The organism is Rhizobium sp. 01N48 (assembly GCF_056399145.1).
The window spans coordinates 73,158-96,241 of sequence record NZ_JBFTQT010000010.1 but is presented as its reverse complement, the minus strand read 5'-3'; the positions used below and the strand labels follow the sequence as shown (position 1 = coordinate 96,241).

The following is a 23,084-nucleotide window of genomic DNA, read 5'->3' as shown; positions in this document are numbered from 1 at the left end:
TATTGATCAGGTCTTCAAAGGTACGGGTTGCCTGCGCATGTCGCGAACGAAGCTTCCGAATTCTTGGGTGATGCTTTCGCGCCAACCCGGAGGCTTGTCGGACGTCCCGCCGTAAATCGAAGGCCAGCCTGCCCCGGCGGGAGAGACATGCTGACGAACTGGTACACCGGCCTGTTTCAGGCGATCGGCGAACCCAAGCGTCTCATCACGAAGGGGATCGTCCTTCGCGGTGAAAATCAGTGCGGGCGCAACGCCCGAGATGCGTGAACACAGGCACGGCGCCGCATAAGGATGGCAGCCGCCGCCGCTGAGATAATGGCTCCACCCCGCGGCCCAACGCTCGCGCATGCCGATGCTGTCGGCTTCGCGCATCGAGGACGATCCCATGAACGGATCGACCAGCGGAGAGATTAGCACCTGGCCATCGAGGGCGTCGGCGTAGTGATCGCGAGCCTTGAAGGCCACGCTGGCGGCGATGTTGCCACCCGCTTCCTCGCCGGCAACCAGCAGCGCAGAGTTGCGGTCACCAAGACCCGAGGCGCGCTTGTTTGCCATGTAGGAAAACAGCGAGTAGCCGACTTCGAGAGGCTTCGGGAAAACCCCGCCCATCGGAGCGTTGTAATCCGCGACGACCACGATGGCGCCGGCACTCGCGATTGCTTCCGCAACGGCATTGTCCTGCAGTCCCGAGGACTGGAAAGCACCGCCGTGGAAGTACAAGACGATCGGCGAACCCTTACCGTATTCGGCGCCCTGATAGATACGCGTCGACACGGGGCCAATGGCCACCTTGTCAAACACCATGTCTTTCACTTGCACCGTCATCGTATCGATCCTTGCGTCGCGGGTGTAATGTTGCCGTTGCAACATATTGCCCAAGGCGACGGCTTGCAATTTCTGAAAAAAAGATATTGTTATTCCACTCACGGAATAAGAAGCCTCAATACGATTACACTGTTCCGGATTTCGAACAATACCGCACTGCAACCTACTCAGGTGAATTCCGATGGACCAGCTCTCGGCAATGCGCGCTTTCATTCGCGTCGTGGAGACAGGCAATTTCACACGGGCCGCCGACACGCTCTCGATGCCCAAGGCGACGGTGACCAACCTCATTCAAGGGCTTGAAGCGCATCTGCACACCAAGCTCCTCAACCGCACCACCCGCCGTGTCATGGTGACGACCGACGGCGCGCTCTATTACGAACGCGCGGCCCAGATCGTCTCCGAGATCGCCGAGCTCGATGGCAGCCTCACCAACTCGCAAGGACTTCCGAACGGGCGCCTGCGCGTCGAGATGGCCGGCGCCTTCGCCGACTGGATCGTCGTGCCGGCGCTTTGCGATTTCTATCAGAAATATCCCGATATCCGCATCGACCTCGGCGTCGGCGACCGCACGGTGGACTACCTCGCCGAGAACGTCGACTGCGCGCTGCGCGCCGGCACCCCGGCCGACCAATCCTTGATTGCACGCCGCGTATCCGAGGTGGAACTCATCACCTGCGCCTCGCCGCTCTACCTTGAAAAGTACGGAGCACCGGCACGACCAGAAGAGCTTGAAAACGATCACTATTCGGTCAACTATTTTCGCGCGCAGACCAACCGGACGCTTCCGTTCGAGTTCCGCAAGGACAACGAAGAGTTGGAGATCAATCCGCGCTATCTCGTCTCGGTCAACGACAGCAGGACCTTCGTGACGGCAGCCACCTCGGGGCTCGGCATCGCGCAGTTACCGCACTTCATGATCCGCAATGAGTTGGAAAGTGGCGCGCTGGTTCAGGTGCTGCCGGAGTGGAACCGCGAGCCGCTCGGGCTCTACATCGTCTATCCCCCGAACCGCCACCTCAGCAACAAGGTCCGCGTCTTCGTCGACTGGATGGTCAAGCTTCTGACCGACGCCAAGCTGGATGCCCGCTGATAGAACTGCGGCCCGCGAGGCGTTTACCTTCAACGGGCCGCAACCATATGTTTTGCCATTTCTTCTTTCACTCTCTGCCGGGTCACCAGGGAACAATGGCTCGGCAGTTATTGAGGTCTGATGCGTAGGATTGGAGGAGTCCCGCGCATCCCTACATTGCTAATATAGACAATCGTGATGCAAATGTAAGAGGATATTGCAGGCTCGCCGTTCCAAGGCGGAGCACAACCCTATCCCCTTAAAGATGCTGGCATTTTTCAACGCCTGATATCCACAACAGGGCACCGCCGGAAGGCGAGCGGCCCGAAGGCCGCCCTCCCCAAGACACAAATCAGATCATGCCGCCATTGGCGCGAAGCACCTGCCCGTTGATCCAGGACCCATCGGGACCAGCAAGAAACGATACGGCCGCGGCGATATCTTCGGGCGTACCCAACCGCTCCAGCGGGTTCATCTTCGCCATCCGCGCCACCAGTTCGTCCGACTTGCCGTTGAGGAACAGATCGGTGGCCGTCGGCCCCGGCGCAATCGCGTTGATGGTGATATCACGGCCGCGCATTTCCTTGGCCATGATTCCCGTCATCGTCTCGACAGCGGCCTTGGTCGCGGCATAGACACCATAGGTCTCGAGCTTCAGCCCGACCACCGACGTCGAGAAATTGACGATCCGGCCGCCGTCGCGCAGCCGCTTTCCTGCCTCGCGCAACGTGTTGAACGTGCCCTTGAGGTTGACGTCCATGATGCGCTGGAAGTGCGCGTCATCGGCATCAGCGATCGAAGAAAGCGCCATGATCCCGGCATTATTGACAAGCACGTCGACGCCACCGAATGCCGCCTCGGCCGCGTCAAACATCCGCCGCACGGCCTCCGCATCGCTGACATCGGCCTTGGCCGTCAGCGCCTTGCCGCCGCGCTTTTCGATGGCTACAGCCAGCTCCTCGGCCGGCGCGGCGTTGCCGGAATAGTTGATCACCACGGTAAACCCGTCGCGCGCAAGCCGATCGGCAATCGCCGCACCGATGCCTCTGGACGCGCCGGTCACGATCGCAACCCTGTTTTCCGAAACCGTCATTGTCATTCTCCTTGCTTGGAAGCGCGATATCGCGCCGTTGGAGAGAAGATGCCGCTTTTCTCGTGGCGGATAATCATCCATTATTCGCCATCACTATCCGGAAATAGCGAACAGATAGATGGACAGATTCGATGCCATGCGCGTCTTTTGCCGGATCGTCGAGCGCCGCAGCTTCACGGCCGCCGCCGAAGATACCGGCCTGCCGCGCTCGACGGTGACCGACGCGGTCAAGCAGCTTGAGGCCCGCCTCGGCGTTCGCCTGCTGCAGCGAACGACGCGGCACGTCAGCCCGACGCTCGACGGCGAGGCCTATTACCGCCGCTGCCTCTCCATCCTCTCGGATATCGAGGACGCCGAGGGCGCATTCGCCGGCGCCAAGCCGAAAGGCATGCTGCGTGTCGACGTGCACGGCACGCTGGCGCGCCACTTCGTGCTGCCCAACCTGCCATCCTTCCTCGAAGCCTATCCCGACATCGAACTCTATATGAGCGAGGGCGATCGTCTCGTCGATCTCGTGCGCGAGGGTATCGACTGCGTGCTGAGGGTCGGCATCCCCGCAGATAGCGACATGGTCGCGCGCCGCGTGGCGATGCTGGAGGAAGTCACGCTCGCCTCGCCTTCCTACCTCGCGCGCTATGGAACGCCGGAGCATCCCGACCGGCTCGACGGCCACCGCATGGTCGGCTTCCACTCCAGCGCAACCGGCGCGCTGGCGCCGCTCGAATTCCTCGTCGGCGGCCAGATCCGCAACGTCACCTTGCCCGCGACGCTATCAGTCAACGCCGCCGAAAGCTTTCACGCGGCCGCGCGCCTCGGCCTCGGCATCATCCAGGTGCCGCGCTACCACGCCCAGCGCTACATCGACAGCGGCGAGCTCCAGCCCATCCTGCAAGACTATCCGCTGACGAAAACGCCGGTCTCGCTGCTCTATCCACGAAACCGCCAGCTCTCGCCCCGCGTCCGCGTCTTCATCGAGTGGTTGACGAAGGTGTTCGCGAGGCAAACATAGTCATACGATCAAGACCTCGGCAAACCCATCATCGGGAGCAAAACCATGACCATCACAGACATAACAGTGAATTCACGCGAGGGCGGCTTCGTCGTCATGTTCGGCGACAAGACCGGCAACAGCATTTCCGTGACGCTCTATAATGCGGCGACACCGGGCCTGACCCGCGACAATGCCGTCTCCCACGCCCGCCACCTGCTTCTCGCCGCGCATGACAGCTCGGCCGGCGACGGCGCCCGCAGCAAGGATGCGGCGACGCTGGAAGAGGAACTGGACGAGGGCCTCGAAGACACATTCCCCGCAAGCGACCCGGTCTCCGTCACCGGCTCGTCGATCCCGCTGCACGACCCGAAGCCCGGTCGATAGATCATATGGACGACAGGACAGGCGCGCTCGGCGCGGCACCGATTGCGGGCGAAGCACTCACCCGCTTCTTCGAGCGCGATGCGATCTCGGTCGCCCGCGACTTGCTTGCCTGCCGCATCACGATCGACGGCATCGGCGGACGCATCGTCGAGACCGAGGCCTACTTCCCCGATGACGAAGCCTCCCACAGCTTTCGCGGCCCGACACAGCGCAACGGCGCCATGTTCGGCAGACCGGGCAATGTCTATATCTACCGCATCTACGGCATGCACTGGTGCCTTAACTTCGTCTGCACCCCCGGCTCCGCCGTGCTCATCCGCGCCATCGAGCCCGAGATCGGCATCGCCACGATGATCGAACGCCGTGGCACCGATGCGCTTACTCAGCTTTGCAGCGGCCCCGGCAAGCTCTGCCAGGCCCTCGACGTCACCATCGCCCTCAACGATCGCCTGCTCGACCACGACCCCTATTCGCTCACGCCGACAGCACCGGCGCAGATCGTCAGCGGAAAACGCATCGGCATAACGAAAAATGCCGAAGCACCATGGCGCTTCGGCATCTCAGGGTCTCGCTATCTCAGCAAACCGTTTCGCTGATCATTCCATCACGGCGCTGTGGTCCATGACAGGCGCCACCTTGGGCTTGCGCAGCAACAGCACCAGCGGAATGACAGCCAGCGACATGATCATCAGCAGCTTGAAGTCATCGATATAGGCGATGATCGTCGATTGCAGCGTGATCAGTTCGTTCAGCGCCGCGCGACCGGCAGCGGTGAGCGGGCTCATCCCTTGCGCGGCCGCCGCATCGAAGGCGTGGTTGAACGGCGTGACATAGGCGGCGATATTCTCGTGGTTCACCTGCGCGTTTTCGACCAAAAGCGCCGAGACGATGGAGATCCCCACGCTCGAGCCGATGTTTCGCGACAGGTTATAGAGACCGGTGCCGTCGCCGCGCATCTCCGCCGGCAGCGTCGAAAACGCAATCGTCGTCAAAGGCACGAACAGGAAGCCGAGCCCGGCGCCCTGGATGAAGCCGACAGAGACGATCGTCCACTGCGACACATCGGGCGTCCAGCCGGTCATGTCGTACATCGCCCATGCCGTCAGCCCGAGGCCGAGCACCAGCAGCAGGCGCGTGTCCACCTTGCCGATCAACCGCCCGACAATGAACATGCACAGCATCGTCCCCATGCCGCGCGGCCCCATGACGATACCCGCGGTGATGACGGGATAGCCCATCAGAGTCTGCAGGTAGGGCGTCATCAACGCCAGCGATGCGAGATAGGTGATGCCGATCACGAAGATGAAGATCATACTGACGGAGAAGTTCCGGTCGAGAAACAGCTTCGGATTGACGAAGGATTTCTCCGCCGTCAGCGTGTGCACGACAAGCAGATAGAAAGCCGCGGCACAGATGATCGCCTCGATCATGATCTCGCCCGAGGCGAACCAGTTGAGCTGTTCGCCGCGATCGAGGAAGAGCTGCAGCGATGCGATGCCGAGGCTCATCATCCCGAAACCGAACCAGTCGAGCTTGGCAAGCGCGTCCAGCTTCGTCTCGGTCACGTAGATCATGATGCCGGCAAAGGCGAGCGCCCCGATCGGCACGTTGATGTAGAACACCCAGCGCCAGCTGATGTTGTCGGTCAGCCAGCCGCCGATGACGGGGCCGAGCACCGGCCCGACCATGACCGACACGCCGAACAGCGCCATGGCGGACCCGCGTTCTTCCGGCGTGTAGATATCGAGCAGAATGCCCTGCGACAGCGGCACCAGCGATGCGCCGAACAGGCCCTGCAGAAGGCGAAAGCCGACGATCTGGTTCAGCGATTGCGCCAGACCGCAGAGCACGGATGCCACGACAAAGCCGGTGATCGCCGTCAGCAGTACCTTCTTGCGGCCGAACTTGGCGGCAAGAAAGCCCGACGGCGGCGTCATGATGGCGGCCGCGACGATGTAGGAGGTCAGAACCCAGTTGATCTGGTCGGCGCTCGCCGAAACGCTGCCCTGAATATAGGGCAGTGCAACGTTGGCGATCGTCGTATCCAGCGCCTGCATGATGACGGCCAGAATGACACAGGCCGTGATCATGCCGCGGTTGGCGACCGGGACGAAGGGCGCGGAGGCAGCGTTACTCATGATCTCCGCCCGAGCGGCCCAGAAGCTTGGACACGAAATCCGGCAGGCCGCGCGCGTGGCCGGTATCGACATCGACGACCGTGCTCATGCCGACGCGAAGCGGCGGCTTGCCGGCTGCATCCTCGATGCTGACACGCATCGGGATACGCTGCACGACCTTGACCCAGTTGCCGGTGGTGTTCTGCGCCGGCAGCAGCGAAAAGCTGGAGCCGGAAGCCGGGCTGATGCTTTCGACCTTGCCCTTGAAGGTGACACCCGGATAGGTGTCGACATAGATGGTAGCCGTCTGGCCGGGCTTAACATAGGTGAGCTCGGTTTCCTTCGGGCTGGCGTCGATCCACAGATTGTTGGTCGCAACCAGCGAGAAGGCCTGCGTCGATGCCTCGAGATAAGAGCCCGGCTGCAGCGAATTGACGTTGGTGGCGATGCCGTCGAACGGCGCCCGGACAACGCTGTGATCAAGCTGGCGCTGCGCGTCGTCGACCTTTGCCTGGGCTTCGAGATAGAGCGGGTTCTGCTCGGCCGGCTGGTCGGCATTGCCGCCGAGCTGGGCGAGCGTGGCAGCCGCCTGCGCCTTGGCGACAGCGACCTTCTGCTGGCCGGCCTGCAGATTGTGCTTGGCCTGGTCGAACGCCGTGCGGGTGGCCGCGGAGCTGTTCAGCAGGTTCTGCTGGCGGTCGAATTCGGTCTGGAAATAGGGAATGTCGGCCTCGGCCTGGGTGATCTCGGCCAGCGACTGCTGGTAGCTTGCTTCCAGGTTGAGGATCTGGTTGCGCACCGCGCCAAGCTGCGCCTTGGCGCCGTCGAGCGCGATCTTGAACACGTCCTGGCGAAGGCTGAACAGCACCTGCCCCTGCTTCACCGCTTCGTTTTCATGCACGTTGATCGTATCGACGATACCGGAAACGTCGGTGGTCAGGCCAACCATGTCGGACTTGATATAGGCGTTGTCGGTCGACATCACCTGTCCGCCATTGACGTAGTAATAACCGCCGACCACGAGCGCGACCGGCAGCAGCGCAAACAGCACCGGCCGGGTCATGCTGCGCTTGCGGCGCGGGGGCGCGGTCACGGGTGGCGCCAAAGTGGTGACAGGCGCCGGAGTGGACGATGGCGCCTCGGCGACGGTTTCCTCGCGAGGAGAAACCTCGTTCGTTTCGGCAGCAGTATTGGCATCGGCGTCGGAAACGACGCGCAGGGGAGTTTTATCAGCCATGGTTGGTCTCGTTTTCGGCCAATGCCAGGGGGGTCCGGCAGGCCTGCACTAGGTTGGTCTTCATCTGCGACAGGATTTGGAAAAGCTGCTCCCGTTCTTCGGCGGAAACATCCTCCAGGGCTTCGCCTCGCGTCACATCGCCAAGTCCGCGCATTTCCGCCAAGAGCGGATGTGCCTCTTCGCGCATGTAAAGCAGCCAGATCCGGCGATCCGTCGGGTGCTGGCGGCGCTCGATCAGCCCGCGCTCGGCGAGCTTGTCGAGAATGCGTACAAGTGTGATCGGCTCGATCTCCAGCATCTCCGCCAGCCCGCCCTGGTGTATCCCCTCATTGTTGGAGAGATACGCCAGCGCCTGCCACTGCGACGACGTCAGCCCAAGACCCTTCGCCCGCTGCTCGAAACGCTTTCGAAGCAGACGTGCGACGTCATGGAGGAGGAAGCCGAGAGGCGGATTGCTGTTCATTGAAGACTGCGCGAATAGTAAGCACACTTATAATGTGTCTAGATATATTGAGCAGATGCAACATACAAGTCACCTTCGGTTGATTATTGCTAATGTGCGGCCAAATTGTCGCACCCGGCTAAGGAACATGCTGCCGAAACCGGCAAGCGTTGGCGGCCCGCCGATACTCTCCCTGATTTCAACGGCCGTGAAAATTTCAACCCACCGGGATTTGCTTTTCGTCAAGACACCCGTTTATATGGAAATCCAGAGGCTTACCGGGTGGGGACCTTCCCGGCCAATCGATCGCAACAGCATGCAAGTCGTGAGCGCTATCAGCGCCACGAACGTAAGACAGCATAGAAAATAGGCGAGCGACACACAGTCGCTCGAGTACCGCCTGACATGAAACGCATTCTTTCAGCATAGTCATGGCGGCGTGTTTGGCCGCCCGAATGGGGAGCCGCCATGCCTTTCTCGCTTCGATACGTCTTGGCCTTCAGCAGCGTCGCGTTCTTACCCCTCGCCTCATCAGCCCAGCAGGCCGCCGCCCCTCCCCCGCCGCCCGTCACGGTGGCCAAGCCCGTGGTGCGTGAGGTCGTCGACAACGACGAGTTCATCGGCCGCTTCCAGGCGGTAGACGAAGTCTCGGTGCGCGCACGCGTCGGCGGCTATCTGAACGAGGTCGATTTCACCGACGGCGCGCTGGTGAAGAAGGGCGACAAGCTCTTCGTCATCGACCAGCGCCCCTTCGTCACCGCGCTCAACGAGGCCAACGCCGCGCTCGAAGTCGCCAAATCCACACAGACCTACGCCGAAGCGCAGTTCAACCGCGCGCAGAGCCTCGCCACCAGCGGCAGCCAGTCGGTCTCGACGCTCGATGACCGCCGCCGCGAGTGGCTCTCCGCGCAGGCCAACGTTCGCGGCGCCCAGGCAACCGCCGACCGCGCGGCCCTCGACATGGAATACACCACGATATCAGCACCCTTGAGCGGCCGCATCGACCGCCGCCTGATCTCCACCGGCAATCTGGTGCAGGCGGACCAGACGATCTTGACGACCATCGTGTCGCTGGACCCGATCGATTTCTACTTCGACGTCGATGAACGCCGCCTGCTGAACTTCGCCGACACGGCGCGCAAGCTCGGCAAGGATCTGCAACTGGGCGGCGGCGGCGTGCCTGTGACGGTGACGATCTCCGACCCGACCGCCAAGCCCTTCACCGGCAAGCTCGACTTCGCCGAAAACCGCATCGACAATGAGAGCGGCACCATCCGCATCCGCGCTCGCCTCGCCAATCCCGACCTGATCCTGCAGCCCGGCCTCTTCGGCCGTGTGCAGGTGGAGGCCTCCAACAAGTACAAGGCGATCCTCGTGCCAGACGAGGCGATCGGCTCCGACCAGAACGAACGCGTCGTCTTCGTCGTCGGCACCGACGGCAAGGTATCGACCAAGCCCGTGCGCCCCGGCCCGCGTCTCTACGGCTACCGCGTCATCCGCGAGGGCCTCGATGGCACAGAGACGATCATCGTCAACGGCCTGATGCGCGCCCGCCCCGGCGCCACCATCACGCCGCAGATGACCGAACTGCCGCAGGAACGGCGCGATACGCCGCCGGAGAACGCCGCGACGGAGACGCCACAATGAGGTTCGCTCATTTCTTCGTCGACCGTCCGATTTTCGCGGCGGTCATCTCGATCGTGCTCCTCGTCGTCGGCAGCATCGCCTATACGCAGCTGCCGGTGTCGCAATATCCCGAGATCGCGCCGCCGACCATCGTGGTGCGCACCTCCTATCCGGGCGCCGACCCGCAGACCATCGCCGACACGGTCTCCACCCCGCTGGAGCAGCAGATCAACGGCGTCGAGGACATGCTCTACATGTCCTCCTATTCCAGCGCCGACGGCGCCATGTCGCTGACCATCACCTTCAAGCTCGGCACCGATCTCGACAAGGTGCAGGTGCTCGTCCAGAACCGCGTCTCGATCGCCCTGCCCCGCCTTCCCGAGGAAGTGCAGCGCCTCGGCGTCACCACCGACAAGAGCTCGCCCGACCTGATGATGGTCGTGCACCTGCTCTCGCCCTCGCACCGCTACGACCAGCTCTACGTCTCCAACTATGCCCGCAACCGCATCCGAGACACGCTGGTGCGCCTCGATGGCGTTGGCGACGTGCAGGTGTTCGGCGAGCGCCAGTATTCGATGCGCATCTGGCTGGATCCGCAAAAGCTCTCGGCCTACGGCATGACATCGGATGACGTGGTCTCGGCCCTTCGCGACCAGAACGTCCAGGTCTCCGGCGGCAAGATCGGCGCGCCGCCTGTAACAGGCAAGAACGCATTCGAATATACGGTCAGAACCGACGGCCGCTTCTCCGACGTGCGCGAATTCCGCTACGTCATCGTCAAGTCGACGGGCGCCGGCCGGCTTGTGCAGCTGCAGGACGTCGCCCGTATCGAACTCGGTGCGCAGGACTATGTGACGAACAGCTATCTCAACAACGACCCCGCTGTGGCGCTCGGCATCTTCGCCCGCCCCGGAACCAACGCGCTCGACACCGCGCACCAGATCCAGTCGCTGATGAAGGACATCTCCCAGACCTTCCCGCAGGGTCTGGAATACCGCATCGTCTACGACACCACCGAGTTCATCTCGGAATCGATCACCGAGGTCTATCGAACCATCGCCGAAGCTGCGATCCTGGTCGCGATCGTCGTCCTCGTCTTCCTGCAATCCTGGCGCACCGCGATCATTCCGATCATCGCCATCCCGGTCTCGCTGATCGGCACCTTCGCCGTGCTGCTCGCCTTCGGCTTCTCGCTGAACATGCTGACGCTGTTCGGCCTCGTGCTCGCGATCGGCATCGTCGTCGACGACGCCATCGTGGTGGTCGAGAATGTCGAGCGCAATCTGGCCAAGGGCATGACGCCGAAGGAAGCCGCGCATGTGACGATGGACGAAGTCGGCACCGCGGTTATCGCCATCTCGCTGGTGCTGATCGCCGTCTTCGTGCCGACCGCCTTCATTCCAGGGATCTCCGGCCAGTTCTACAAGCAGTTCGCCGTGACCATCTCGGTCACCACCGCCATCTCCGCGCTGAACTCGCTGACGCTCTCGCCGGCGCTCGCCGGTATTCTGCTCAGAAGCCACGATCACCAGCACACGCGCAATAACATCGCCCTGCGTTTCGGACGCGGTCTCGCCAATGGCTTCAACAACGGCTTCGATCGCCTGAGCCACGGTTATTCGTGGATCGTCAGGCACCTCGTCAGAAGCTGGATCGGCATCACCTGCTCTCTGCTCGTCTTCGCAGGCTTGCTCGGCGCCACCTACTTCATGATCACCAAGGTCCCGTCGGGCTTCATCCCGACCATGGACCAGGGCTACGCCATCGTCGTCGTGCAGCTTCCTGATGGCGCGTCGCTGGCGCGTACCGATGCGGTGGTCAAGCAGGTGGGTGATATCGCCCGCACAGTGCCCGGCGTCGGCAATGCCGTGCAATTCGCCGGCTTCAGCGGCGCGACCTTCACCAACGCCTCCAATTCCGGCGTCGTCTTCGTGCCGTTCAAGTCGTTCGCCGAGCGCGAGGAAGGCGGCGAGACCGCCAACAAGATCATCGGCCAGCTCTTCGGCAAGCTGCAGAGCATCCAGGAGGCCTTCATCATCGCCGTGCCGCCGCCTTCGGTGCGCGGCGTCGGCAATTCCGGCGGCTTCAAGATGCAGATCCTCGATCTTGAAAACGCCGACATGACCCGCGTTCTCGGCCTTGCCCGGCAGATGATGGGCGCGGCCGCGACGACCGAAGGCCTGACCGGCGTCTTCACGACCTTCTCGGACGCCAGCCCGCAATATTATCTGGCGATTGATCGCGACAAGGCCCGTTTCCTGAACGTGCCGATCCCCAACATCTTCAACGCGCTGTCGATCAATCTCGGCGTCGCTTATGTCAACGACTTCAACGCCTTCGGCCGTGTCTACCAGGTCCGCGCCCAGGCCGACCGGCAATACCGCATGGACCGCGAGGATATTCTCGGCCTCAAGGTACGCTCGGCGACCGGCGCGCTGGTGCCGCTCGGCACGCTGATGGATATTCAGGATTCCAGCGGCCCTGCCCTCGTCCAGCGCTACAACATGTATGTGTCCGTCCCGCTGCAGGGCAATCCGACACCCGGCACGTCGACGGGCGACGCGCTGAGGAAGATGGAGGCGCTGGCGGCCAAGATTCTGCCGCCCGGCACGACCTTCGAATGGACCGAACTCGCCTACCAGGAAACCCATACCGGCAATACGGCGGTCTATATCTTCGCCCTGTCAGTCATCTTCGTCTTCCTGGCGCTCGCGGCACAGTATGAAAGCTGGGTGCTGCCGCTGGCGATCATCCTGATCGTTCCGCTGGCAGTGCTCGCCGCCCTCATCGGCGTCTGGTTCCGAGGCATGGACAACAACGTGCTGACGCAGATCGGCCTGATCGTCTTGATCGGCCTTGCGGCCAAGAACGCGATCCTGATCGTCGAGTTCGCCCGCCAGGCGGAAGACGAAGGCAAGTCGCCGGTGGAGGCAGCCGTCGAGGCGAGCCATCTGCGCCTGCGCCCGATCCTGATGACGGCGTTCGCCTTCATCTTCGGCGTACTGCCGCTCGCGATCGCCACCGGCCCCGGCGCGGAAATGCGCCAGTCGCTCGGCACGGCCGTCTTCTCGGGCATGCTCGGCGTCACGATCTTCGGTCTGTTCCTGACACCCGTCTTCTATGTCGCGCTGCGCTCGTTCAGGAGAAAGGCCCGGCCGGCGGAGACAATGGAACCGGATACGCAAGCACCGCCTGCCGCCTCGTCATGAGGCTCGGCGGGCGAGTGTGGCCTGTTTCGAGCGCGAGCTGGAAAGCAGCTTCCTCAGCGGCTTTTCGATGAGCTCGTAGGCCGCGGTTCCGAGAACCACGCCGGCGAGAACACACACCGGAGCCATGACGGTAGCCGAAAGGCCGATCACCTGCCCCGCCTTGGCGACCACCGAGATCGCCAGCGTGTGCCAGAGATAGATCGAATAGGAAGCGTCGCCGAGATAGGTGAGCAGCGGCATGCGGCCGAGACTTCCGGCCGCCTCCAGCGACACCATCCCGTAGACCAGCACCATCGCCAGCGGACCGCAGATCCCCGCATTGAACTCGGCGCCCATCAGATGGATGGCGGCGAAACCGGAAAGAGCGGCGCCCACGCAGGCAAGCCCCAGGCTGGTGCCGGCGATCCACCAGCGCAGCCACAGCTCGGCAATCAATACGCCGCCGACAAACTCGAGAATGATCGGCCGCGTGTAGGTGTAGAGCGCCGGCGTCGTCGGCTGCAGGATCTGCCCGGCCAGGAAGAAGCCGCCGAACAGCGCGAGCAGAAAGGCGAGACGCCATTTGCGCGGCAGGAAAAGCGCGCCGGCGAAGAGGACATAGAAGAAGATCTCGAAATTCAGCGTCCACCCCTGCACCAGCACCGGCCAGATGTCGCCGGTGCTCGGCGAATGCGCGGGAATGAAGAACAGCGACGCAAGGATATGCGATGTCGTCAATTGCAGGTTCGGAAACAGCCCGGCCACGGCGCCGGCGATCATGATTGCTGTCACCAGCCAGTAGGATGGCGCGATCCGGCGCAGGCGGTCCAGGAGAAAGCCCTGCGGCGTCATCGGCCGGCGCTCGCTGATCACCCACATGATGAAGCCGCTGATGACGAAGAACACATCGACACCGGCAGCCCCGATGGCGAAGTGCTCGCCGGACTTCTCGGCCGCGTGAAAAACGACGACAGCAAGCGCCGCGAAGGCGCGCAGATATTGGATGCCGTAAAGGGTCTTCATCCGGTTTCCTCAAATGACCGGTCAATGCCGGCCGACAATGCTGTTAAGTGCTAATGCATCAAGGGTTCGGGCTGCCGTGCCTGCCGCGCCCATGCCGCGACATCAGGCTGGCGGCGCACGCTCATCAGCTTTCCGGCGCAGAAGTAGAACAGGAACGTCCCGACATTGTAGGGCGTCAGAATGTCGATCTCGACGAAGGAGCGGATCAACAGAAGCACGCAGATGGCAAACAGCAGGTAGGATTCATCGTTCCTGATGTCTTCGATCAGGCGACGCAGATGCCCCCACAGGATCTTCAGGAAAGTGAAGACCAGGATCGCCAGGCCGACAAGGCCAAGCTCCACCGTCGTTTCGATGTAGGTGTTGTGGAAGTGGAAGCCGCTGCGCGAGCCGATGAAGAACTCTTCCCAGAGACGTTCCGGCTCCGAAAAGCCCTGAACCCAATAGGCCTGGTAGCCGACGCCGAAATAGGGATTGTCGGCCGCAGCCTTGATCCCCTGCTGCCACAGATAGGTGCGGCCCGTCAGCGTTGAATCCTTGCCGAAGATCCCGAGCACGGCATCGACCGCGCCAAGATAGACACCGGCGACCGCAAGCACGATCACCGCGACCCCGCCGCCGATGACGAGCAGCTTGCGCTGGTCGGGCGTCAGCGTCAGCACGACGCGCAGGCCGACCATCAGCGCCAGAACCACGACGGCGGTCAGCACCGAGGTCGCCGACTGGCACATCATCAGGCAATAGGCCGACAATAGCCCGACGATACCGGTCGCAGCCAGCCATGACGGACGGCGTTCGCCGAAGATGAAGACGGTCGCGAAACAGGCTATCAGGCCGAGCGAGGCATAGAACCCGAGCTGGTTTTTCGACGCGAAGGCGCCGACGAAGCTGTAGGTGTTGTCGATCACGTCGAGTTCGTAATGCCCGAAGAGCACCGAATAGACGAGAACGATACCGATGCCGGCGACCATGCCGAGCGTCAGCGTCTTGGCGTCCAGCACCCTCACCGCGATCAGCGTGCAGAGCACCTGCGTGAAATATTGAATGGCGGCGCGCATCGACACGCTGGGCGCCGCCGACCAGAACACCGACAGGAAGGCGATCGCCGCGAAGGCGTAGATCCAGATGTAGCGATTGTAGTTGCCGAGCACCTTGCGGTAATCGACCGCGATCAGCGGCAGCCAGAGCGCATAGTAAAGCAGGATCGACACCTGCCCGAACCGAAGCGAGTAGGCGAACGAAAAAAGCGAAATCGCCACGGCGGAAACGGCATAGGCCACATTCCCGCCGGGCTGGATGAGCGCCGACTTAGCGATACGCATACTGCCTCGTTACCTCATGGCCAGTCCGGCGGTGACCTTGATCAGATCGCCGGGCTGCAACGCGGTGCTTTCCTGCACCGGGATTTCCTTCGGCTTGCCGTCCACGTCACGAATGACGGAGTAGGCAATGCTGGCCGCACCCGTCGACGTGTCGAAGCGGGCTGCATCCGTGGACTGGGTCAGCGCCTCGGCCATCAGCGAGTTGCTCGTCGTGAGCTTCAGGTTGAGCTGGTCGAGCTGCGCATCCGCACTTTGCTTTTCCTGGGCGAGCTGAGCGTCCCAGTCATTGCGAAGCGTGATCTCGTCCTGGTTGGCCTTGCTGATATCCTGCTTGGCCTTGAGCGAGTTCGTGTCGATGTCGAGAAGCATCGCCTCGAGATCGGCGGCGCGTTGCTCGGCCGTCATCTTGCGGGCGCTGAGCACCAGCCCCTTCTCGGCGAGATCATCGACCTTGTCGCGATCGGCCGTGGCAAGCTCCAGCTGGCGGGTCTGCGTCTGCGTCTTCTTGGCAAGCGTCTCGACTTCGCTCTGCAGCAGAGCTCTCAAGTCATCGAGTGCCTGAAGCTGCAGCGTCAGCCGCTTCTTGCGCGAGGTCATGAGCGCGTTCTCGCTGTCGACGAGCGCCCTCGCCTCAGGCTTGTCCTTCAGTTCGGCCGGAATCTCGAAACTATCCTTGTTGTCGATTTCGGCCTGAAGACGAGCCTGCTTCACGAGAAGCCGTGCCCTGTCCGCCATGTAGACGACGGCGTCGCCCTTGGCGTTGATGAAATCACGCGCGAACCGCTGACCGGAATCGGCCCGGCGAAGGCCGCCGGCAAGGCTGACGGCCTTGGCGACGGTGAGGTTCGGCGCGAACGGAAACTCACCCGGCTTCTCCACGTCTCCGGAGAGATAGACAGGGCGGAATTCCGACAATTCGACGGATGCCGACGGCCGGTCCTTCAGGGCAAACTGCTTCTGAAGGGCCATGCCGATCTGCTTGGCGATGGCGTCGGTCGTCTGCCCGGAAGCAACGAGATCGCCGACGAATGGCAGCGAAATGCTGCCGGATGGGCCAACCGTGTAGTCGCCGCTGACGACAGACCAGTCGCGGATCGTCCCATCCGCCGTCTGCCATTCGGCAACTCGAATCTTCACTTTATCCATGGTTCCAAGGCGGTAGTCGTCCGCGCTGGCAATGAATGAGGACAGCAGGAATGCACTCAACCCGGCAGCGACTGCAACACCGGATCGAAGGGCACGGGATCGCCCAGCCTGACTGCCAAATAGACGTTCGTTCATATTTTTCCCCGTGTTTCGTCCCGACGGCGAGCCATAAGACGTGCTCGTCGGGCGTAAGGATGCCGTTAGTAGCTTCCGCGCTGAGCGCAGACGGCGGGAATGGTCTTTGCGATGATCGCAACGTCCCGGGCCATCGACCAGTTTTCGACGTAGTGGGTGTCGAAAGCGACGCGAGCGGCATAGGAAACGTCGTTGCGTCCGCTGACCTGCCAGAGACCGGTAAGGCCTGGGCGGGACTGCAGATAGAAGACGGCGGCGTGCTCGTACATTTCAAGTTCGTCTTGAACGACGGGACGCGGACCGACGACGCTCATCTCACCGCGAATGATGTTGAAGAGCTGGGGAAGCTCATCAAGGCTCAGCTTGCGCAGCACGGCGCCAACGGCAGTTACCCGAGGGTCGTTCTGCAGCTTGCGCGTGGCGCGCCACTCATCCATGGCAGAAGGGTTGTTGCGCAGATATTCCTGCAAAACCTTGTCGCCATTGGTGACCATTGTCCGAAACTTCAGGCAACGGAATTCCTGGCCATTGTGGCCGATGCGGCGATGGCCATAGAAGGCCGGACCCTTGTCCGTGAGCTTCACAAGCAGCATCACCATCAAAAAGATTGGGCTCAGAAACAGAAGCCCGAGGCAGGCGGCGGACACATCGAATGCCCGTTTTGCGAAGCCGCCTGTGGGCGGAAACGCGTTTTCGTGAACTGCGCCATAAAATGGCGAACTGTCCGATCTCGTCGCAGACTTCATAGAGGTAACTCCACTTATGTTTGCCGTTTGGTCGGTTAAGGCTCAGGACGCTTAGCTAGCGCTGACGAGTTGGGAGTGTATGAGGGGATTTTGTTTTTTTAAGCCACGTTTTTAAAACCGCTCGTTATCGAACGGTTTTGGAAACATTTGTTCAACTTTTTGTATTTCAGAGGTCGCTGAAACATATTTAGATTCCACCAAAGCGATCAAAACTATATTTGCAGACCGAAATAAAATGTCCTGTGACTTCTTGCCAATACACCCCGAACAAAGTTTACAGGGGTGACCGGCCCCGGTCGAAAGTTCTTGGTTACGGCCATCACTTCTCCAACGGACCTTTTTTTAAACTTGAACGGAGCCGTTTTATTGCATCGCAACATCAATTTTGCGCCGCACTCACAAATCGTTTGAAATTAAAACTTTGTAATAAAAGTTGAATGCGAAACGCGCCCACTACACCTCAGCGGGTATCGATTGTGGCATAAACAAGAACGTGCATTGTCAAATTGGATGCAACCATCGGATCGAAACCCAACTTTAACGACGTTTTCCGATTGCCGGGTGGCCATGCCGGTAAGTGGCATTTTTACCAATACCCGGAACAAACCTTTAAGATGACGCTTGTAGTTACTGAATACAGGCGCAAACGACGTCTTCACCGCTTTAGTTATATGACGAAGTCCTGTAAAAAGAATCTACAAAAGGGTCCTGGTGTGGCCGCGTATTCAATGGCTGTTCATTGAAGGGCACCATCTGGGGAGGCAACAAATGTATGCACCTCGCGTTTTTGTCAGCATGTTGGGCGCACTCGCAGTGTTCGCCGTTGCGACCTATTGGCTGAGCGGCTCTCTTTCCGGAACCATCATCAAGACCGTGATCTGCGCGATCCTGCTGCAGGCAGGTTATTTCGGCGGCGTGCTCTACCTCGTCTGGAAGGAAAGCAAGGAGCGCAACGGCGCCAAGCGCGCGGCCGGCCGCACCGAGGAAGCTGAAAAGCTGCACGTGCCGCCTTTCAACAGCTCCGAGCCGTTCAATCGCTAAGCGCCAAGGGCAGCCCTGATTGCCCATTCGCCGCTCACGAACCCACCCTTCGTAACATCATGTGAAGCGCTCTTTGTTGTCTGCTGCGCTGCAACGTCCTAGGTCTTGGGCGAAACAACGGAGGTAGAGCGTGGCTGAAACAGCTAGCATATGCGTCATCATCGCCGCCAAGAACGCGGCCGATACGATCGAAATCGCCGTCAGATCAGCACTTCTTGAGCCTGAAGTCGCCGAAGTCGTGGTCGTCGACGACGGCTCGGGCGATTCCACAGCGGAGGCCGCCGAACGCGGCAACGACGCCACCGGCAGGCTCAGGATCGTCAGGTTCGAGAAGAACAAGGGGCCGTCCGCCGCGCGCAATCATGCCATCGATATCTCCACAGCGCCGTTGATCGCGATCCTGGATGCCGACGATTTCTTCTTCGCCGGCCGCTTTTCCCGCATGCTCTCGGACAATGATTGGGAGTTCGTGGCCGACAACATCGCCTTCGTCGATGCCGACACGGTTGCCCAGGCTCCACAGAAGCTCGATCGCTTCGCCGAAAACCCTCTCTATCTCGATCTGACGACCTTCGTGGACGGCAACATATCCAAGCGCGGCGTACGACGCGGCGAGATCGGCTTCCTGAAGCCCGTCATGCGCCGAAGCTTTCTCGACAAGCATAAGCTCCGCTACCGCGAGGACATGCGCCTCGGCGAGGATTACGATCTCTACATCCGCGCACTGGCGCTCGGAGCCCGCTACAAGGTGATCCACAGCTGCGGCTACGGCGCCGTCGTGCGTGGCAACTCGCTGAGCGGCAGCCACCGCACGGAAGACCTGCGACGCCTTTACGAGGCGGACCGTTCGCTGCTGAAGGATTTCAAGCTGAAGCCGATGGCGGCGGACGCCGTGCGCCGGCACGAACAGCACATTCGCGCCAAATACGAGCTGCGCCACTTCCTCGACATCAAGAACCAGAAGGGCGCCGGCGCCGCGATCACCTATGTCGCGACCCATCCCTCCGCCTTCCCGGCAATCGCCGGCGGCATCCTCGCCGACAAGACGGAGCGCTGGCGCAACCCGGATGGGGTGGCGGTCACCTCAAGCGGCGACCGCCTTCGCTATCTGCTCGACGCGCCGGCGGAGTAAAGCATGTCGCGCAAAAGTGTGCCGCGGTTTTGCGGCACCGACATGCGATAGCCAAAACCAGTTACTTTGAGAGCTTACCCGCGGCGAGCTGGAATGCGCTCTGGATCAGCCGCGGATCCTGCACCAGCCAGCGGGCGAGCAAGCCGAAATCGGGGCAGCGGCGGCGTTTGAGCTGCCCCACCTGCCCCCACAGCGCCTGCTTGCGCGCCCGGCTCTTGTAGGACCGGATGGTCGCGATCTCGCGCGGCCGCGAGGCGAAGCGGCTTTCCAGCCGGTCGAGCGCCATCCAGGTGATGAACTGCTGCTTCAGATACTCCGGCGACGTATTGTCGACGCCGTGGAAGATGTTGATCCCCTCGCCGCGCAGCGCGCCCGCATCGGCGCAGAGCAGAACCTGCTTGGCCGCCAGCATGCAATCGCAGAAAAACAAAACGTCTTCCGCCGCCAGCCGCAGCGCCGCATCGAAACGCACGGTCTCGATCAGCGGACGACCGATGACCATGCACGACATGTGCAGGAAGGCCCAGTCGTTGATCATCACCCCCGCAATATCGGGAACAGAGAGAATATGCGGCGTCTCCATCAGCCGCCGCGCGCCGTCGATCTTCGCAAGCGCCGCGATCCCGAAGTGATAGTCGAACTCCGCCCCGCCCTCGATCGACGCCCAGTAGCAATCGCCGCCGAGCGTATCCATGGCCGTGAACGCGTTTTTCAGATGATCCGGCGTCCAGATATCGTCCGAATCGAGAAACGCGACATAGCGCGTGCCGGCGGGAACATGATCGAGCCCGGTATTGCGCGCGCCGCCCGGTCCCGCGTTCGGCTGGCTGACGACGGTGATTCGCGCCCGCTCTTCGACGCTGAGTGATGCCAGCTCGCTTACCGGCGCATAGGGCGACTGATCGTCGACAACGATGATATCGAAGTCCTGAAAACTCTGCGCAAACGCCGACGCAAGCGCCCGTCTGAGGATGCCGTCATCCCGCTGGTAAAACGGAATAATGATCGTGAAAGTCGCCATACTCTCTCCCTGAGAGGTTCGAATTGGTGCTTCGGCCGGTGCCTTTAGCCGTGCCATCTAGGCCAGCTGCTGCACCGCACAAGCATCAGGGGCATTTCGGCCGAAATTTGTCAAAGGCGGCAGGAAAGCCGCTGACGCCCCCTCGATCCGGAAACGCTCCATTCCGGATCAAACCGCCCCATTCCGACCATAAATGATGAACCACTTGCGGACGGCTGCTGTAACATTTCCTCTCATTTGATAAAAACTTTCGTGCGCCGCACCACACCTTTTGCGCCTAAGCCAGTGAATATAATCATTTTCTTGAATGCACTGCTGACACTGGCTTCTGGCCGGGGCGAGAACACTTCAGCCGCGTATTTTTCGCGAGCCGTTACGGCAAGTAGTATCCGTTACGAAACGGCGTGATCGATCACTTTTGCTGCAGTGCCATATTTTCTTCCGTGAATTCGCCCTAACTTCCCTCGCTGCGGGCTGAAGTCTGCTCTGATTGAAACGGTTGCAAAGGGGAGCTGCGACCCAAAAGGGGTGACTGACAACGTGAATGTTGATACCAACGTGTCCTCACGGATCAACCTGATGCGGATTGTGCTCATTTCGGGCATCGTCTTCGTACACATACCATTCAGCGACCAGACCAGTCCCTTCGTCGGGACCTACGGCGCCTTTGATTGGCTGAGAGTATTCCTGGCGGAAGCGCTGTTCAGGGTGGGTGTGCCCTGCCTTAGTGCGATTTCCGGCTATCTCCTGTTCCGTGGTGGCTTGGAGAACTTCAGCTACCTGAAAACGGTACGCACCAAATCCAAGACCGTGCTCCTGCCATTCCTCTTGTGGAACGGGCTGTTCTTCCTGGCAATCCTGGTGGCGCTCGGCGTCGGCCTTGGCGACGGCTACGTGCCGAACCCGTGGCAGGCCTCGGCGCGCGAGCTGATGACCCAGCTGTTTGCGGTCGAAGACTTCCCGGTCAACGTGCCGCTCTATTTCCTGCGCGACCTCTTCGTATGCATCCTGCTGTCACCGCTGCTGGCATGGCTCATCCGCCATGCGCCGCTGCTCACGCTTTCGGTGCTGCTCGTGGTCGCCGTGGTGCCGGAGGCATCGCTCTATGTCGTCCTCAAGCGCTCCATCCTCTTCTCCTTCAGCCTCGGCATCTATATCGGCCTGAACAGGATCGACCTGAAGGCGCTCGACCGTTTCGCCACGCTTGGCGCGGTCCTCCTGCTCGCCAGCTGCGCGGCGCTTGCCACCGTCATCTACATGACCGGACCGAGCCTGCCGGACTGGGTGCAGTTCCTGCGCAACACGCTCGCCATCTTCGGCGCCCTCGGTTTCTGGCTCTTGTCGGCGCCGCTGATCGAGACATCGATCGGCCAGCGCCTGTCGAAAACCGGCAGCCTGAGTTTCTGGATCTTCTGCGGCCACTATCCGCTGCTGATCTTCATGTGGATCGTCTGGGGCAAGGCGGGCGTCAGCTTTTACCCGGCCTTTTTCCTACTGTCGCTGGCGGTCCTGTTCCCGTTCCTGGCCTTCTCGAACAACCTCTGCCGCAAGATCGCCCCTCGCCTCTACGCCGTCATGACCGGCGCGCGGGCCAAGAAGCCCTATGAAAAGCCGGTTTCAGCGGGCGCGGCTCCTTCCAAACTCGCTACACAGCAAAGGTGACACATGACGACCAAAATCGCCCATGCGCGAAAACTTTGCCCCACACTCGGCATCATCGGCACGCTCCTCATCGGCGCCTCCTCGGCTTTCGCCCAGCAAGCCGCCCAGCAACCGAGTGCCCCCTCTTTCGTCGAGAACTTCGATAAGCTCGACCGCAGCGTCTGGTACATCTCCGACGGCTGGAACAACGGCCCACATCAGAACTGCACCTGGTCGAAAAACCAGGTGAAGGTCGAGGGTGGCGCCTTGCAGCTCTCCTTCGCCGAGGGTCAGTCGAAGGACCGCAGCTATCTCTGCGGCGAAATCCAGACCAAGAAGCGCTTCGGCTACGGCACCTATGAGGCCCGCATGAAGGCGGCCACCGGTTCCGGCCTGAACTCCGCCTTCTTCACCTATATCGGCCCGGCCGACAAGCAGCCGCATGACGAGATCGACTTCGAGGTCCTCGGCAAGAACTCCGGCCAGGTGCAGGTCAACCAGTACATCAAGGCCAAGGGCGGCAATGAGAAGCTGGTTCCGATTGGCGCCAATGCCGATGACGGCTTCAACGACTACGCCTTCGTCTGGGAGCCCGGCCGGCTGCGCTATTATCTGAACGGCAAGCTCGTCCAGGATGTCACCGATCCCTCGAAGATCCCGGATAGCCAGCAGAAGATTTTCTTCAGCCTCTGGGGCACCGACACGCTGAAGGATTGGATGGGCAAGTTCGCCTACACCAAGCCGACCTCGCTGGAAGTCGACCGCTTCGCCTACACGGCCCCCGGCGACAAGTGCCAGTTCCCTGAATCGATCGCATGCACGCTGAATTGACCGGCGCCGAAGGCGCACAAATGACAAGGAGTGCCATGCTCAAAGTCCTGTATCTCGTGCATGATCTGGCG

General features: G+C 61.4%; 20 protein-coding genes. 10 read left to right on the top strand and 10 right to left on the bottom strand.

From position 1 onward, the window contains the following. Positions 1-6: 6 nt before the first annotated feature. Complete coding sequence (locus tag AC1DOG_RS18855) at positions 7-825, bottom strand: alpha/beta hydrolase fold domain-containing protein (protein WP_477930328.1); 819 nt, start codon at positions 823-825, stop codon at positions 7-9. A 181-nt stretch (positions 826-1,006) separates the two neighbouring features. Between AC1DOG_RS18855 and AC1DOG_RS18850 the strand changes: the two genes are divergently transcribed. Then, positions 1,007-1,918, top strand: a complete 912-nt coding sequence (locus AC1DOG_RS18850; RefSeq protein WP_018897043.1) for a LysR family transcriptional regulator — start codon at positions 1,007-1,009, stop codon at positions 1,916-1,918. A gap of 331 nt (positions 1,919-2,249) precedes the next feature. Here the strand turns inward: AC1DOG_RS18850 and AC1DOG_RS18845 are convergent, their stop codons facing one another. Beyond that, positions 2,250-2,990: an SDR family oxidoreductase gene (locus tag AC1DOG_RS18845; protein ID WP_477930176.1), complete on the bottom strand. Its 741-nt coding sequence runs from the start codon at positions 2,988-2,990 to the stop codon at positions 2,250-2,252. Between the two features lie 118 nt (positions 2,991-3,108). On the opposite strand from AC1DOG_RS18845, the gene AC1DOG_RS18840 reads away from it, so the two are divergent. From AC1DOG_RS18840 to AC1DOG_RS18830, 3 genes are read left to right on the top strand one after another with little or no spacing between them, the layout of a single operon-like run. Next, positions 3,109-3,999 (top strand): LysR family transcriptional regulator, encoded by an 891-nt coding sequence (locus AC1DOG_RS18840; RefSeq protein ID WP_113008358.1) that lies wholly within the window; start codon positions 3,109-3,111, stop codon positions 3,997-3,999. Positions 4,000-4,044: 45 nt separating this feature from the next. Further along, positions 4,045-4,365: a hypothetical protein gene (locus AC1DOG_RS18835; protein ID WP_477930174.1), complete on the top strand. Its 321-nt coding sequence runs from the start codon at positions 4,045-4,047 to the stop codon at positions 4,363-4,365. A 5-nt stretch (positions 4,366-4,370) separates the two neighbouring features. Continuing rightward, positions 4,371-4,961: a DNA-3-methyladenine glycosylase gene (locus tag AC1DOG_RS18830; protein ID WP_477930172.1), complete on the top strand. Its 591-nt coding sequence runs from the start codon at positions 4,371-4,373 to the stop codon at positions 4,959-4,961. Here the strand turns inward: AC1DOG_RS18830 and AC1DOG_RS18825 are convergent, their stop codons facing one another. The 3 genes from AC1DOG_RS18825 to AC1DOG_RS18815 are packed head-to-tail and all read right to left on the bottom strand — an operon-like array spanning position 4,962 to position 8,182. Further along, positions 4,962-6,503 (bottom strand): DHA2 family efflux MFS transporter permease subunit, encoded by a 1,542-nt coding sequence (locus AC1DOG_RS18825; RefSeq protein ID WP_112945322.1) that lies wholly within the window; start codon positions 6,501-6,503, stop codon positions 4,962-4,964. It lies immediately after the preceding gene. After that, positions 6,496-7,719, bottom strand: a complete 1,224-nt coding sequence (locus AC1DOG_RS18820) for an HlyD family secretion protein (protein ID WP_477930170.1) — start codon at positions 7,717-7,719, stop codon at positions 6,496-6,498. The genes AC1DOG_RS18825 and AC1DOG_RS18820 overlap by 8 nt, the downstream gene beginning before the upstream one ends. Further along, on the bottom strand, positions 7,712-8,182 hold the full coding sequence (locus tag AC1DOG_RS18815) for a MarR family winged helix-turn-helix transcriptional regulator (RefSeq protein ID WP_113008363.1): 471 nt from the start codon (positions 8,180-8,182) through the stop codon (positions 7,712-7,714). The genes AC1DOG_RS18820 and AC1DOG_RS18815 overlap by 8 nt, the downstream gene beginning before the upstream one ends. 447 nt (positions 8,183-8,629) lie before the next feature. On the opposite strand from AC1DOG_RS18815, the gene AC1DOG_RS18810 reads away from it, so the two are divergent. Further along, the gene (locus AC1DOG_RS18810) at positions 8,630-9,808 is read left to right on the top strand and encodes an efflux RND transporter periplasmic adaptor subunit (RefSeq protein ID WP_477930167.1); all 1,179 of its coding nucleotides are present in this window, start codon (positions 8,630-8,632) and stop codon (positions 9,806-9,808) included. Continuing rightward, positions 9,805-12,996 carry an efflux RND transporter permease subunit gene (locus tag AC1DOG_RS18805; protein ID WP_477930165.1) on the top strand — a complete coding sequence of 1,064 codons (3,192 nt, stop codon included), beginning with the start codon at positions 9,805-9,807 and terminating at the stop codon, positions 12,994-12,996. Before AC1DOG_RS18810 ends, AC1DOG_RS18805 begins: the two co-directional genes overlap by 4 nt. Here the strand turns inward: AC1DOG_RS18805 and AC1DOG_RS18800 are convergent. The 4 genes from AC1DOG_RS18800 to AC1DOG_RS18785 all read right to left on the bottom strand — a co-directional run bounded on the left by AC1DOG_RS18800 (position 12,991) and on the right by AC1DOG_RS18785 (position 17,347). Beyond that, a complete protein-coding gene (locus tag AC1DOG_RS18800; protein ID WP_113008367.1) occupies positions 12,991-13,998 on the bottom strand; it encodes an acyltransferase family protein in 1,008 nt (335 codons plus the stop codon). The genes AC1DOG_RS18805 and AC1DOG_RS18800 overlap by 6 nt on opposite strands. 50 nt (positions 13,999-14,048) lie before the next feature. Continuing rightward, positions 14,049-15,320, bottom strand: coding sequence for an O-antigen ligase family protein (locus AC1DOG_RS18795; RefSeq protein ID WP_112945316.1), 1,272 nt, complete (start codon positions 15,318-15,320; stop codon positions 14,049-14,051). A gap of 9 nt (positions 15,321-15,329) precedes the next feature. Next, the gene (locus AC1DOG_RS18790; protein ID WP_477930162.1) at positions 15,330-16,601 is read right to left on the bottom strand and encodes a polysaccharide biosynthesis/export family protein; all 1,272 of its coding nucleotides are present in this window, start codon (positions 16,599-16,601) and stop codon (positions 15,330-15,332) included. A 65-nt stretch (positions 16,602-16,666) separates the two neighbouring features. Further along, positions 16,667-17,347 carry a sugar transferase gene (locus AC1DOG_RS18785; RefSeq protein WP_018897030.1) on the bottom strand — a complete coding sequence of 227 codons (681 nt, stop codon included), beginning with the start codon at positions 17,345-17,347 and terminating at the stop codon, positions 16,667-16,669. A gap of 768 nt (positions 17,348-18,115) precedes the next feature. Here AC1DOG_RS18785 and AC1DOG_RS18780 point away from each other — a divergent pair. Both AC1DOG_RS18780 and AC1DOG_RS18775 read left to right on the top strand, forming a co-directional pair. Then, a complete protein-coding gene (locus tag AC1DOG_RS18780) occupies positions 18,116-18,388 on the top strand; it encodes an exopolysaccharide production repressor protein (RefSeq protein ID WP_477930160.1) in 273 nt (90 codons plus the stop codon). 130 nt (positions 18,389-18,518) lie between these two features. Continuing rightward, entirely contained in the window at positions 18,519-19,520 is a 1,002-nt protein-coding gene (locus AC1DOG_RS18775) for a glycosyltransferase family 2 protein (protein WP_477930158.1), read from the top strand. A 61-nt stretch (positions 19,521-19,581) separates the two neighbouring features. Here AC1DOG_RS18775 and AC1DOG_RS18770 read toward each other — a convergent pair whose 3' ends face one another. Beyond that, the gene (locus AC1DOG_RS18770) at positions 19,582-20,541 is read right to left on the bottom strand and encodes a glycosyltransferase family 2 protein (RefSeq protein ID WP_477930156.1); all 960 of its coding nucleotides are present in this window, start codon (positions 20,539-20,541) and stop codon (positions 19,582-19,584) included. 579 nt (positions 20,542-21,120) lie between these two features. Between AC1DOG_RS18770 and AC1DOG_RS18765 the strand changes: the two genes are divergently transcribed. Beyond that, positions 21,121-22,203 (top strand): acyltransferase family protein, encoded by a 1,083-nt coding sequence (locus AC1DOG_RS18765; RefSeq protein WP_477930154.1) that lies wholly within the window; start codon positions 21,121-21,123, stop codon positions 22,201-22,203. Between the two features lie 3 nt (positions 22,204-22,206). Next, positions 22,207-23,013, top strand: a complete 807-nt coding sequence (exoK, locus tag AC1DOG_RS18760) for an endo-1,3-1,4-beta-glycanase ExoK (protein ID WP_477930152.1) — start codon at positions 22,207-22,209, stop codon at positions 23,011-23,013. The last annotated feature ends 71 nt before the right edge of the window (positions 23,014-23,084 follow it).